Raw genomic sequence first — 13,019 nt, 5'->3', positions numbered from 1 at the left:
CATGGATATCGGCCAACAGCTCCGTTCATGAAGCGATAGGTCAGCGCCCTGCCGGCTCCACGCTGCTGCGCCAGGCATCGAGGAACTGGCGACGCTTGAGCGCGTCCAGGTACACCAGCAGGCCCGGGCCGAGCTGGATCGGGCGGCGGCTGCGGCCCGGCGCATCATCGCCGCGCGCGTTGCCGGTCACGATCGGCATCAGCCGTGCCTCGCGCGACAGCACCTGCTGGCCGCGTGGCGACAGCAGGTAGTCGAGGAAGCGCCGGGCTTCTTCCGGGTGTGGGCCGGTACGCGGGATCACTGCGGTACGCAGCACCACCAGCGTGTAGTCCTCGGGCTCCACAATGCCGAGCGGGGCACCCGCGTCGACGCGCGCCTGCGCGTAGGAGCCGAGCACGTTGTAGACCAGCGACAGCTGTCCGCTGGCCACCTTGTCCAGCAGCACGCCGGTGCGCTCCTCGCGCACCACGTCGTTGTCACCCAGCGCGCCCAGCAACGCACCGGCGATGCTGCCACGCTGCGCATCTTGGGTAGACAGCAGGTAGCCGACGCTGCTGCGCTCGATGTCATAGGTGCCGACCCTGCCGCGCAGCGGTGCTCCCTCGGCGCGCAGCCGGTCCAGCAGCTGCCGACGCGTGTGCGGCACCTTCGCGGCCGGCAGCATGCGGGTGTTGTAGACCATCACCACCGGCTCGTAGCTGATACCGAACGCCTCGTTGCGCCACTGTGCCCAGGCCGGCAGTGCGGCGGTCTGCGCCGAACGGTGTGGCAGCGCGTGGCCATCGTTGACCAGCTTGGTCTGCAGATCCATGCCGCTGGAGATCAGCAGGTCCGGCGATGCCGGTCCGGCGCGGTCGTGCAGGTAACGCGCGTACAGGTCCTGGGTGATGATGTCCTCGTACACCACCTCGGTGCCGGGATGCAGGCGCTGGTAATCGGCGATCACCACCGCGAACACTTCGATGTCGGTGGTGCCGTGAATGCGCAGCTGCGCAGTGGCCTTTGCCTGGGCCGGGAAACGGCGTACGTCGCCGGGCGCGGCCAGTACCGGCAGGGCCAGCAGCAAGGCAACGGCAGCAGCGAACAGGCGGATCATGGACTGCTCCGTGGCAGGCGGATGGTGGCGACCAGCCCGCCCTGCGGGCGGTTGCTCAGGTCAATGCGGCCGCCATGGCTGTCGACCACGCGCTTGACGATGGCCAGGCCCAGCCCGGCACCACCTGAGGGCGCGCCTTCGCCACGTGCGAAACGCTCGAATACGCGCTCGGCATCGGCCGGGGCGATGCCTGCGCCGTGGTCGGCGATGGTCAGCACGGCCTGCTCGCCTTCCACGGTAAGGGCAATCTGCAGGTCGCCGTCACCGCCGTACTTCAGTGCGTTGTCGACCAGGTTCTTGATCGCCTCGCGCAGCAGCAGCGCATCGCCGTGCACCAGTGCCGGTTCGGCGGTCATCGCCAACTGCACGCGCGGCGCCGGACCGGCCTGCGGCAGCGCTTCATGCAGGGCCTGGTGCACGGTCTCGGCCAGGTCCACCGCTGCAAAGCGCTGCAGATGCGAACGATGGATCACGCTGGCATCGCTGAGCAGCTGGTTCAGCAACCGGCTCATGTGGGTGGCATTGCGCTCGATCGCCTGCAGGCTGCGCCGCATGTCTTCGGGGTCGTCGTCGTCCAGCGCAAGCTGTGCCTGCGCGCGCAGGGCAGCCAACGGCGTGCGCATCTGGTGCGCGGCCTCGGCCATGAATGCGCGCAGTGTCTCGTTGCTGCTGGACAGGCGTTCCATGAAGCGGTTCAACGCCGCCACCATCTGGTCCATCTCGCGGGGCACGCGCGCGTCGAGGGGCTTCAGGTCGGACGGTTCGCGGCGCGACAGCTCGCGTTCCACCCGCACCAGTGGGCGGAACGCGCGGTGCACGCCAAACGCCACCAGCGCCAGCAGCAGGCCGGACAGCACGCCGATCGCCAGCAGTGCGCGATTGACCATGTCCTGCGCGACGGCTTCGCGCGCACGCCGGGTCTGGCCCACCTGCACCTGCACCTCGCCCTGCGCCGAGGCCGCGGCGAAACTGCGGCCGACCACCACGAAGCGCACGGTCTCGCCGCTGTACGCCGCATCAAACAGTTGCGGCTGCGTGCCCGGACGGCGCGGCGGCGACGGCAGATCGCCATAACCTGTGATCAGGTTGCCGCGGCTGTCGGCCACCCGATAGAACACGCGGTCTTCCGGGGCCATCGCCAGGAGGTCCAGCGCCGCATAGGGAAGATCGACCTGCCACTGGCCGTCGACCAGCGCCACCGAATCGGCGATGGACAGCGCCGAAGACACCAGCAGGTGATCGTAGGAACGGTTTGCCGCACGCTGGCCATAGTCGCGCGCGGCGAACAGCAGCGCCACCGCGAATACCGCCAGCAGCGCGCCGAGATAGAGCAGCAGCGTGCGCCGCAGCGAACCCGGTGCGGCGTTCGCAGCGCGTGCGTCAGCCATCGGCGTCGGCGCTGCCATCGCTGGCTTCCAGCAGGTAGCCGACACCGCGCACCGTGGTGATGCGCAGCGGTGCGCCGGCCAGCTTTTTCCGCAGGCGGCCAACATACAACTCGATGGCGTTCGGGCCCGCTTCGTCATCGAAACCAAACAGGCCGTTGCCGATCTCGTCCTTGCCGACCACCTGGCCAAGACGGCCGACCAGGATCTCCAGCAGGCGGTACTCGCGATTGGGCAGTTCGATCGGCTCCCCGTCGAGGCTGACCCGGTGCGCAGCGTTGTCGAACTGGAAGCCGCCAATCTGCACCACTTCGCTGGCCTGCCCACGCGCGCGCCGCAGCAGTACGCGGCAGCGTGCTTCGAACTCGCGGAAGTCAAAGGGCTTGCCCAGGTAGTCGTCGGCGCCCACATCCAGCGCCTGCACGCGATCCTCGATGCCATCGCGCGCGGTCAGCATCAGCACCGGCGTGCTGTCACCGCGCTCGCGCATGCCGGCCAGCACGCGCAGGCCGTCCAGCTTGGGCAGGCCGATATCCAGCACCACCAGGTCGAAGCTCTGGTAGCGCAGCACGCTGGCAGCGGCCAGGCCGTCGGCCTGCCAGTCCACGGCATGACCACTGCGACGCATGCGACGGATGATCGCATCGGCCAGATCCGGGTTGTCTTCGACCAGCAGCAGGCGCATGGGCACACGTGTAGGAGCGGAACCAAATGCTACCGCATGCCGCCGGGTCCGCCCGCCGGTCATGGACCGGCGCTACCGGGATACACCGCATGGGTAGCACAGGGTCGTGCCCGGCGGTCTTTTACGCTGCACCGCACAAATCGTTGACAGGACGATGACAGCTTGCCCGACCCAGACTGCGGCCGCGCACCGTCCGGTGCCCACGATTGCCGCGCGCCTGGCGCGCACCTGGGAGGGTTTGTGGAATTCACGTTTGCCTGGCGGCGTCCTGCCGCCATGATGGCGCTGGCTGCCCTGTCGGCGCCGGCCTTCGCTGCCGAAGACGACCGCCCGGTCACGGCCACTCTCGGTGGCCGCCTGCACCTGGACTTCGCCACCTTCGACAACGACAAACGCGGCACCCCGAACAAGGACGACACCGAAATCCGCCGTGCGTGGGTTGACGTGTCCGGCAAGTTCTTCGTGGTCGACTACAAGCTGGAAGCCGATTTCTCCGGCGACCGCGTCGAGGCCAAGGACGTGTACCTGGCGCGCAGCTTCGGCAAGGCCGGCAAGCTGACCGTCGGCCAGTTCAAGCAGTACTTCTCGCTGGATGACCGCACCAGCTCCAACTACGGCAGCTTCCTGGAGCGCGGCAATGCCGGCACCACGCTGGCGCCGCTGTACCGACTGGGCGCGTCGTGGCAGGCCAATCCGGGTGACTTCACCTGGGCCGCCAGCATCTACAGCCTGGAGAGCATCGACGCCTGGCAGGTGAAGGGGCGTGCTGCCGGTGGCCGTGTCACCTGGGCGCCCTCGCCCGCCGATGGCGACGTGCTGCACCTGGGCCTGTCGCTGGCCCGCGAGGCCTATGACAACCCGGGCGCGAACGGCGTTCCGGGCCTGAAGATCCGTCCGCGCCCGGCCGGCCACCTGTCCGACAACAGCCGCCTGACCCTGGTGGACTTCTCCGCCGGCCGCGATACCGATGTCAACAAGTGGTCGCTGGAGTACGCCCAGGTGCGCGGCCCGCTGTCGTGGCAGGGCGAGTTCAGTGGCGCCACCTTCGATGACGGTGCGCAGCGTGGCGACGTGATGGCCGCCTACGGCATGGTCAGCTGGTTCGTCACCGGCGAAAGCCGCGCCTACGACCGCAAGACCGGCCGCTTCGCGCGGGTGAAGGACATCCGCCACAAGGCCGGCGCGTTCGAAGTGGCGCTGCGCTACGACCAGATGTGGGGCGCGCAGCATCTCGATGGTGCGCCGGACCTGCGCCGCGGCAGCACCGAGGCGTGGACGCTGGGTGGCAACTGGTACCTGCACGACAACCTGCGCTTCATGCTCAACGTGATCGAAAGCCGCAACCGCGACCGCTTGGCCGGGGTGACGGTGGACCGCACGCGCGCGGTCACCGGCCGCCTGCAGTACGACTTCTAGGCCCGACATTCCGGGCATTCCGCCCGGGCCCCTTCCACTCCCCACGTCCTGTTTTCGCAAGGAGTCCGCAGATGATGCTGAGCATCCTCGGCTTTGGCATGGTCATTACGTTCATGTACTTGATCATGAGCAAGCGCCTGTCGCCGCTCGTCGCCCTGATTACCATCCCCATCCTGTTCGCGCTGATCGGTGGCTTCGGTGCCGGCATCGACGAGATGATGCTGGAGGGCATCAAGAAGATCGCGCCGACCGGCGTGATGCTGATGTTCGCCATCCTCTACTTCGGGGTGATGATCGATGCGGGCCTGTTCGATCCGCTGGTGCGGGTGATCCTGCGCTTCGTCAAGGGCGATCCGATGAAGATCGTGCTCGGCACCGCGGTGCTGGCGATGCTGATCTCGCTCGATGGCGATGGCTCGACCACCTACATGATCACCGTCTCGGCGATGCTGCCGCTGTACCAGCGGTTGGGCATGAACGCGCTGAACATGACCTGCGTGACCATCCTTGCCGGCGGCGTGATGAACCTGACCCCGTGGGGCGGCCCGACCGCACGCGCGGCCACCGCGCTGCACGTGGACCCGGCCGACGTGTTCGTGCCGCTGATCCCGTCGATGGTGATCGCCTGTGCCGGCGTGCTGCTGCTGGCCTGGTACCTGGGCCTGAAGGAACGCCGTCGCCTGGGTGTTGTGACCCTGCCCAAGGGCGGCAGCTGGATGGACAACAGCGTGTCCGACGACAGCAACGCGCTGCCGACCGTGGAAGATGCCGAAGACATCAAGCGGCCGAAGCTGCTGTGGGTGAACCTGGCACTGACCGTGGCGCTGATGACCGCGCTGATCATTGGCGTGCTGCCGATGCCGGTGCTGTTCATGGTCGGCTTCGCCATCGCCCTGGTGATCAACTATCCGAACCTGGCCGAGCAGCGCCGCCGCGTGGTCAACCACGCCGGCAACGTGCTGTCGGTGGTGTCACTGATCTTCGCCGCAGGCATTTTCACCGGCATCCTCAACAACACCGGCATGGTGGAGGCGATGTCGCACAGCTTCCTGGCCGTGATTCCGGAATCGTGGGGCCCGTACCTGGCGGTGATCACGGCGGTGGCGTCGATGCCGTTCACCTTCTTCATGTCCAACGACGCGTTCTACTTCGGCGTGCTGCCAATCCTGTCCGAGGCCGCCGGCAATTACGGCATCACCCCGGTGGAAATGGCGCGCGCCTCGCTGGCCGGCCAGCCGGTGCACCTGCTCAGCCCGCTGGTGCCGTCCACCTACCTGCTGGTGGGCCTGGCCAAGGTCGAATTCGCCGACCACCAGAAGTTCACCCTGAAGTGGGCCATCGCCATCTCGATGCTGCTGATGATCGGCAGCCTGCTGTTCGGCCTGTATCCCCTTGCCGCCTGACCCTTTGCCAAGGAGCCTTCTGCAATGACGCTTCGAATCGCTTACGTCACCAGTGGAATGGGCAGTGTCGGCACTGCCATCTGCCAGAGCCTGGCCCGCAGCGGCCACACCGTGGTTGCCGGCTGCGCGCCGAACTCGCCGCGCAAGGCCAACTGGCTGCGCGAGCAGCGCGAACAGGGCTTCGACTTCATCGCCTCCGAAGGCAACGCGACCGACTGGGCCTCGACCAGTGCCGCGTTTGCCAAGGTGCGCGCCGAAGTGGGCGAGGTCGACGTGCTGGTGAACAACTCCGGCGGCAGCCGTGACCTGCTGTTCCGGCAGATGACCGTGGAGGACTGGAACGCGGTGATCGCTTCCAACCTCAACGCGCTGTTCAACCTGACCAAGCAGGTGGTCGATGGCATGGCCACGCGCGGCTGGGGCCGCATCATCAACATCGGTTCGGTGAGCGCGCACAAGGGGCAGATCGGCCAGGTGAACTACGCCACCGCCAAGGCCGCCATGCACGGTTTCAGCCGGGCGTTGGCCGCCGAAGTGGCCTCGCGCGGGGTAACCGTGAACACCTTGTCGCCCGGCTACATCGCCAGCCAGGCGATCAGCAGCTTCCCGCCGGATGTACTGGACCGGCTGGCCGCGTCGGTGCCGGTGCGCCGCTTGGGTCGGCCGGAGGAAGTAGCTGGCCTGTGTGCGTGGTTGGCGTCGGATGAAGCTTCGTACGTGACCGGCGCCGATTACGCGGTCAATGGTGGGTTGTACATGGGTTGAGCCCGTCTCCACGCAAGGCGTGGAACGCCTCCCCCACGGAGTGCGCGGGGCCGGTGAACCTTCGCTTGCGAGGGGGATCCGGCCCCTTTTTGTTTCCGCATTTTCGGGACGCATTGCCCGATACATCGGCAGAACCGGTGCTATACCTGCCAACGCTCGCTGAGCCCGATGGGTGAACGGCCGGAATCGCGGATCAAGGAGGTTGACATGCGTGCATTGCTGATTGCGCTTCTCGTGGTCGCCACCCCGCCACTGGCGGCCACCCCACCTGCTGCCACTGCGGAAGAGGCGGATGCAACCTGGCGGCTCGTGGAGCGCTGGTCCTTGCAGCTGTCACGCTCTGACCTTGTCGCGCAGCTATCACCCTTGGCTCCGGCCGGCTCGCGTTCGGAAGCAAGAATGGGCCGGGGCGACAGCGCCGCCATCGATCTGGCGCCATTCGCGGTCGCTGGGAGGATCAAGGGGCCCTCTGGCCAGATCTACACCGACGCGTCGGGGCGAATCATCAAAGGCATTACGCTGCGGCTGAGCGGCGCCTGCATCTCGCGAAAGCAGATGGGTCGTCGCTACCCCGACTTCAATGTCCTTTCCGTGCCGTCAGGGCATAGCCTGGACGAGTCGACGGTGTTCGGCACAGTAGTGAACGGCATCCAGATCGGGTTCTCATTCTCCGAACATGACCGTGACTGCATGGACCAGCTCAAATTGAGCTGGCCTGGGGAGCGCTTCTGATTCCCACCGGCCTACCACCATGACGAACATGTTGCAGGACACGCACCACTGCCCTGCATCGTTCGTTGGTTTTTCGTAAAGAAGGTTTCATGTTCCGTTCGCATAGTGGCCATGCACCGCGCACGCGTGCCGGTGACCACCCCCAATGCAACGGACCACCATGCAGACCCGACACCTGACGATCGCCGTGGCGATCGCGCTCTCCGCCGCCGCCAGCGCCCATGCCGCCACCGCTGCCGACACCGGCGCCAGCACCGATGCCGCACTGAGCGCGCAGACGCTGGATACCGTCTCCGTGATCGGCCAGGGCGAGACCCGCCAGGTGCAGCGCATCACCGCGGTCGACAAGCAGGTGCTGCCTCCAGGTAGCAGTGGCCAGAAGATCCTCGACCGCCTGCCGGGCGTGTCGGTGCAGTCCAACGATGCCTTCGGCGCGAACGAAGAATCGCAGACCATCAGCCTGCGCGGCTTCGACAAGAGCCGCCTCGGCTATACGCTGGACGGCATCCCGCTGGGCGACAACAGCTACGGCAACTACAACGGCCTGAGCATCGCCCGCGCGATCATCGCCGAGAATCTGGCCGGTGCCGAACTGTCGCAGGGCATTGGTTCGCTGGGCGTGGCCTCGACCAGCAACCTGGGCGGCACCATCCAGTACTTCTCGATGGACCCGTCCACCGAATTCGGTGGCCGCGCCAGCGTCACCGTCGGCGACGACAACCAGCGCCGTGGCTACCTGCGCGTGGATACCGGCGACCTCAACGGCTTCTCGGCCTATGTGTCCGGCGTGCACCAGGACCAAGACATGTGGGCCGCGCCGTACCAGAACCAGACCACCCGCCAGTTCAATGCCAAGGCGGTGTGGAATGTCGGCGACCACCGCTTCGGTGCGTTCGTGGCGACCTCGCGCGCCAGCCAGGCCAACTATGCCTACCTGTCCAAGGACATGCTGGCACGCGGACTGGGGTATGACTGGAACATCTACGCGCCGGACTGGGATCGCGCCGTCGCCGCCGCGTACTGCGCGCCTGGCACCTACAACAAGGCGCGCTGCAAGTTCAGCGGCGGTGTCAACAGCATCGACGATGCGTACTATCAGAGCCGTGCGCTGCGCGACGACAACCTGTACTCGGTCGATGCCGACCTGCGCCTGGGCGAGCAGGGCCGCCTGAAGCTGCTGGCCTACCACCACGACAACCGTGGCCAGGGCCACTGGTGGGCACCGGGCCAGCCGTCCTACCCGGGTACCGACAGGATGCTGCCGATCTCGATCCGCAGCACCAACTACACGATCAACCGCGATGGCCTGACCGCCGCGCTGTCGTGGACGGTGGGCATCCACGAGCTGGAAGCCGGCCTGTGGTACGAGCAGAACGACCACAACGTCTCGCGCAACTTCTACTACATCAGCGGCCCGTTCCTGGACGACCTGTACCTGAAGAACCCCGACCGCCTGCTGTTCAACCAGGACTTCGACATCCGCACGCGCCAGTTCTACGTGCAGGACCGCATGCGCTTCCTGGACCAACGGCTGACCGTAGACGTGGGCATCAAGAGTCCCAACACCCGCATGCGCGCCACCGCGCAGCCCGGCGTTGAAACCCGCATCGCCTCGGGCACGCTGACCGCCAAGAAGTCGGTGCTGCCGCAGGTGGGCCTCGGCTTCAAGCTCAACGCCAACAACGAGCTGTTCGCTTCGTACGCAGAGAACATCGCCGCCTTCGTCGGTGGCGGCAGCGGTGGCCCGTTGCAGGTGTCGCCGGAATCGTTCGCAGCCAGCGCCGGGCTGGAGCCGGAGAAGTCCAAGAGCCTGGAAGCCGGCTTCCGCACTTTCGGTGAGAAGTACCAGGCCTCGATCGCTGCATACAACGTCAAGTTCGACAACCGCCTGCTGTCGCTGAACCCGTGTTCGAGCATCGAAGTCGGCACGCGTCCGGAGTGCGTGACGCGCTTCATCAACGTCGGTTCGGTGAAGAGCCATGGCGCGGAACTGACCTTCATCCTCAAGCCGATCGACGGCCTGCAGTGGTACAACGCGCTGTCCTGGAACAAGACCACCTACGAGGATGACTACACCTCGGGCGGCGCGATCGTACCGGTGGCCGGCAAGATCACGGTGGATACGCCGCAGCGCATGGCCTCCAGCGAGATCAGCTGGAACCGCGACGGCTTCTTCGCCAGCCTGCGTGCCAAGTACACCGGCAAGCGCTACTACACCTACACCAACGACCAGTCGGTGCCGGGCGTGACCACCTTCGACGCCGGTGTGGGCTACGACTTCGGCCCGGGCCTTGGCCTGCGCAACGTGCGGGTGTCGTTGAACGCGACCAACCTGACCAACAAGCGCTATGCCGGCCAGCTGAGTTCGTTCGCGCCGACCGATCCGAAGGGCACGCGGTATGCGATCCATGCGAGCGCGCCGCGGCAGCTGTTCATGACGGTGGCGGCGGAGTTCTAAGTCAGAAGCGGGCGCTGCGGCGCGTTGATTGTTCCTGCATGGCGCGGGTAGGCAGGCCCATGCAGGACACGCCGTAAACCCATCCATGGGGGCTCGATCGGCGCATCCATGCGCCTCACGGTCCTGCATGGGCCTGCCTCCCCCCGCTGGACAGTTCCCCGCGCCGGCGCGGAGGCAATGGAAAGCAAGAGCAACAGCAAAAGCAAAAGCAAAAGCAAAAGCAAAGAGCAGGGCAATGCCCGGCTCTTTGCTTTTCAAGCGCAATCCCTCGGGTGGACCTGCTACCGCACCCGCAGAAAACTATCTGGGGGAGGCGGGGCACCATGGCCAGGACCGTTGGCGCCATGGGCCCGAGGCATGCCTCGGGCGGGTTGGGCAGGACGCCCAACCCCGGTCTTGCCGTGTGCGCAGGACAGCGCACACGAGCAAGGCGCCATCGAGCACCATGGATGGGCTTTTGCGTGTCCTGACCAGGGTGCCCCGCCTCCTCCCCACCGATAGCAGGCAGGCGCTGGAGGATCCGCCAACGCATTTCATTCCGGCGCCAGCTGGTCCATCCGTATCCGGTTGGCGAACAGCGAGAACGCCAGCATCCCGGCCAGCCCGTTCGCCCGGCTCACCCAATGCGGCAGCCAGCGCGGTGGCTTCAGCACCCCAGCCTCGAACAACGGCGCGAACGCGATCGCATCGGCCAGGCTCATCTTGCCGGCGAACAACCAGCGGCAGACCTGCAGGCGGTCCTCGGCCAGCATGTGCCGGAAGAAGGTATGCACCGACACCAGCCCGCGCAGATACACCGTGTCCTTGGTGAACGCCAGGCCGCCATTGGGCGGCACGCCACGGAACACGCGCTGTGCCGAGGCGAAACTCTCCTCCGGGTTCTGCCCGGCATCGCAGAAATAGCGGAACACTTCGATGAAGTCGGCGCCTTCGCGTGCCATCGCGATCGCTTCGGTGCGCAGACTGATGCGCTTCAGGCGCTCGATGTCGATGCTGCCGGTGATCTGCTCGGCGAACGTGGCCAACCCTTCCTGGGTCGCCGTCACCCGTGGCGAGGACAGTGCCAGGCTGGGCAATACCGGCTGGCCGCGACCGTTCAATGCGGTGAGCGAATGCACCAGCGCTTCGTGGTGGAACAGCTGCGCGCGGTCGTAGGCACTGAAGCGCGCACTGGTGCGCAGGCGGATGCGGGTCGGTCCGGCAGCGGCCTTGGACACCAGCTCTGGATCGAGCTGCACCTGGATGATGCGCGATTCGAAGAACGCATCCAGATCGTTCTGCAGCTGCAGCTGCAGGGCAATGGCCGAGACCGGTACCTGCTCTTCCGGCGCCAGCAGTTCGTGATCGAGTTCGGTAGCGATCTGGATGAAGTGGCGCGCTGCGTCGCGCGTGCTCGGACCATTGCCCGGCAGCGGCTGCTCGGGTGCGCCGAACAGCTGCACCGAACAGGTATCGACCGCCGCCGTGCCCAACCCTTCCAGCAGCTGCGCGGCCAGGTCCCAGCTCTGTGCCGACTGCTGCACATAGTGGCCCAGCGGGTGGCTGTCATCGCAGTTGCCGGCGATCGCGGCCAGCGCACGGCGCTCCTCGCTGAAGTCCAGCCGGGGGTAATCCACTTTCGGCAGCACCGGCTGGCCGCGCGCCACGCTTTCCAGGAACGGGGCCTGCACCGTGGCCGGCCAGCTGGTCAGGCCCAGCAGGCGGATGCCTCCCACGGCCTCGACCAGGCGCGCATCGAGCGCTGCATGGTGGGCCACCTCACGGTCCAGCGTCGCGGTCGGTTCCATGGGCGGACTATAGCGCCCTGCCATGTCCGGCGCTGCGCGCCGCCGCCGCGTTGGCTCGGGCGCTACAGGGTGTCCCGGGATGCATCTCTTGTAGAGCCGAGCCCACGCTCGGCTGCACTGTCAGCGCCTACGCGGCTTCCCCGCCGGCCGGAACTGCTGGCCCTTGCCCTTCCTGCCGCCGCGTTCCTGCGCGGTCTCGGCCTGGCGTACGGCCAGCTTCGCTGCGGCCACGGCCACTTCTTCCTTCAGCTTGAAGTAGTTCAGCAGCCGGCTTTCTTCGATCTCGCCCGCGTCGATCGCTGCGCGAACAGCACAACCCGGTTCCTGCTGGTGCTTGCAGTCGTTGAAGCGGCACTGTGCGGCCAGCGCTTCGATATCGGCGAAGCCGCCTTCGGACAGCGTCTCTTCACCGGTCGGCTTCAGCTCGCGCATGCCGGGGGTGTCGATCAGGCAGGCACCGGTCGGTAGCGGCATCAGCGCGCGGTGCGTGGTGGTGTGGCGCCCGCGCGAATCGTTGGCACGCACCGCGTTGGTCCTCATCCGCTGCTCGCCGAGCAACGTGTTGGTCAACGTGGACTTGCCGGCACCGGAGGAGCCGACCAGCACCACCGTGCGGCCGGGGCCCAGCCACGGTTGCAGCACCGCCACGCTGTCGGCGTCCAGGCCGTTGATCGCATGCAAGGCGATGCCCTGCATCTCCAGTTCTTCCAGCACTGCCAGCGCGTCCTCGCTGTATTCGGTCTGGTCGGCCTTGGTCAGCACCACCACCGGTTCGGCACCGCCACCGCCGACCAGCAGCAGGTAGCGCTCGATGCGGCGCGGATTGAAGTCAGCGTCCAGGCCACAGACGATGAACACCGTATCGATGTTGGCCGCGATCACCTGCTGGTGGTAGTGCTCACCCGCGGCACCACGCTTGATCGCGGTGCGCCGTGGCAGCAGGGCGACGATGCGGATGCCATCGAGCAGCACCCAGTCGCCCACCGCCGGCCGTTCATGGCTGGGGAAGCGCGGGCGCTGCCATTCCGGCAGCGACTCGGCCTTGATCGACGCATCCGGGCCATCGGCCACCACGTAGTGCGTGCGGTGCTGCTCGATCACCCGCGCCGGGCGGGCCTGCGGATGCGTGGCCATCGCGGCCTGCCAGTCGGCCTGCTGCGCCGGGCCCGGCCAGGGCCAGCCAATGGTCTGCAGGGCGATGAAATCGGGGGTCTGGGTCATCGCGGCCATTCTACCTGTGCCGACGCCCTGCCAGCCCAGCAATGGCGGGCCCGGAGCCCTTGCCATGCAGT

10 protein-coding genes are annotated in these 13,019 nt (G+C 66.9%); 5 read left to right on the top strand and 5 right to left on the bottom strand.

Features of this window, described 5'->3' with window-relative positions; translation table 11 throughout:
• Positions 1-40: 40 nt before the first annotated feature.
• From ROV95_RS09730 to ROV95_RS09720, 3 genes are read right to left on the bottom strand one after another with little or no spacing between them, the layout of a single operon-like run.
• Entirely contained in the window at positions 41-1,096 is a 1,056-nt protein-coding gene (locus tag ROV95_RS09730) for an ABC transporter substrate-binding protein (protein ID WP_111098060.1), read from the bottom strand.
• Positions 1,093-2,484 carry a sensor histidine kinase gene (locus tag ROV95_RS09725; RefSeq protein WP_031270791.1) on the bottom strand — a complete coding sequence of 464 codons (1,392 nt, stop codon included), beginning with the start codon at positions 2,482-2,484 and terminating at the stop codon, positions 1,093-1,095. The genes ROV95_RS09730 and ROV95_RS09725 overlap by 4 nt, the downstream gene beginning before the upstream one ends.
• Entirely contained in the window at positions 2,477-3,166 is a 690-nt protein-coding gene (locus tag ROV95_RS09720; RefSeq protein ID WP_019662067.1) for a response regulator transcription factor, read from the bottom strand. Before ROV95_RS09720 ends, ROV95_RS09725 begins: the two co-directional genes overlap by 8 nt.
• 276 nt (positions 3,167-3,442) lie before the next feature.
• Between ROV95_RS09720 and ROV95_RS09715 the strand changes: the two genes are divergently transcribed.
• The 5 genes from ROV95_RS09715 to ROV95_RS09695 all read left to right on the top strand — a co-directional run bounded on the left by ROV95_RS09715 (position 3,443) and on the right by ROV95_RS09695 (position 9,940).
• Complete coding sequence (locus tag ROV95_RS09715; protein ID WP_312545106.1) at positions 3,443-4,582, top strand: porin; 1,140 nt, start codon at positions 3,443-3,445, stop codon at positions 4,580-4,582.
• A 74-nt stretch (positions 4,583-4,656) separates the two neighbouring features.
• Positions 4,657-5,985 (top strand): CitMHS family transporter, encoded by a 1,329-nt coding sequence (locus ROV95_RS09710; protein WP_029550722.1) that lies wholly within the window; start codon positions 4,657-4,659, stop codon positions 5,983-5,985.
• 24 nt (positions 5,986-6,009) lie between these two features.
• Positions 6,010-6,750, top strand: a complete 741-nt coding sequence (phbB, locus tag ROV95_RS09705) for an acetoacetyl-CoA reductase (protein ID WP_005414435.1) — start codon at positions 6,010-6,012, stop codon at positions 6,748-6,750.
• 207 nt (positions 6,751-6,957) lie between these two features.
• On the top strand, positions 6,958-7,482 hold the full coding sequence (locus tag ROV95_RS09700; protein ID WP_251102331.1) for a hypothetical protein: 525 nt from the start codon (positions 6,958-6,960) through the stop codon (positions 7,480-7,482).
• Between the two features lie 160 nt (positions 7,483-7,642).
• Entirely contained in the window at positions 7,643-9,940 is a 2,298-nt protein-coding gene (locus tag ROV95_RS09695) for a TonB-dependent receptor (RefSeq protein WP_312544169.1), read from the top strand.
• A 533-nt stretch (positions 9,941-10,473) separates the two neighbouring features.
• On the opposite strand, the gene ROV95_RS09690 is transcribed toward ROV95_RS09695, so the two are convergent.
• Both ROV95_RS09690 and rsgA read right to left on the bottom strand, forming a co-directional pair.
• Complete coding sequence (locus tag ROV95_RS09690) at positions 10,474-11,727, bottom strand: flavohemoglobin expression-modulating QEGLA motif protein (RefSeq protein ID WP_312544167.1); 1,254 nt, start codon at positions 11,725-11,727, stop codon at positions 10,474-10,476.
• A gap of 120 nt (positions 11,728-11,847) precedes the next feature.
• On the bottom strand, positions 11,848-12,948 hold the full coding sequence (rsgA, locus tag ROV95_RS09685; protein WP_031270530.1) for a ribosome small subunit-dependent GTPase A: 1,101 nt from the start codon (positions 12,946-12,948) through the stop codon (positions 11,848-11,850).
• Positions 12,949-13,019 lie beyond the last annotated feature (71 nt).

Source organism: Stenotrophomonas maltophilia group sp. msm1 (genome assembly GCF_032025805.1).
Lineage (GTDB): Bacteria > Pseudomonadota > Gammaproteobacteria > Xanthomonadales > Xanthomonadaceae > Stenotrophomonas > Stenotrophomonas hibiscicola.
Note: the sequence above shows the minus strand (reverse complement) of the source record. Positions and strands in the feature narration are given on the sequence as shown.

Excerpts from the sequence above, each read along its gene's own strand:
- ROV95_RS09730 (WP_111098060.1), bottom strand. The coding sequence starts at position 1,096 with ATGATCCGCCTGTTCGCTGCTGCCGTTGCCTTGCTGCTGGCCCTGCCG.
- ROV95_RS09725 (WP_031270791.1), bottom strand. The coding sequence starts at position 2,484 with ATGGCTGACGCACGCGCTGCGAACGCCGCACCGGGTTCGCTGCGGCGC.
- ROV95_RS09720 (WP_019662067.1), bottom strand. The coding sequence starts at position 3,166 with ATGCGCCTGCTGCTGGTCGAAGACAACCCGGATCTGGCCGATGCGATC.
- ROV95_RS09715 (WP_312545106.1), top strand. The coding sequence starts at position 3,443 with ATGATGGCGCTGGCTGCCCTGTCGGCGCCGGCCTTCGCTGCCGAAGAC.
- ROV95_RS09710 (WP_029550722.1), top strand. The coding sequence starts at position 4,657 with ATGCTGAGCATCCTCGGCTTTGGCATGGTCATTACGTTCATGTACTTG.
- phbB (WP_005414435.1), top strand. The coding sequence starts at position 6,010 with ATGACGCTTCGAATCGCTTACGTCACCAGTGGAATGGGCAGTGTCGGC.
- ROV95_RS09700 (WP_251102331.1), top strand. The coding sequence starts at position 6,958 with ATGCGTGCATTGCTGATTGCGCTTCTCGTGGTCGCCACCCCGCCACTG.
- ROV95_RS09695 (WP_312544169.1), top strand. The coding sequence starts at position 7,643 with ATGCAGACCCGACACCTGACGATCGCCGTGGCGATCGCGCTCTCCGCC.
- ROV95_RS09690 (WP_312544167.1), bottom strand. The coding sequence starts at position 11,727 with ATGGAACCGACCGCGACGCTGGACCGTGAGGTGGCCCACCATGCAGCG.
- rsgA (WP_031270530.1), bottom strand. The coding sequence starts at position 12,948 with ATGACCCAGACCCCCGATTTCATCGCCCTGCAGACCATTGGCTGGCCC.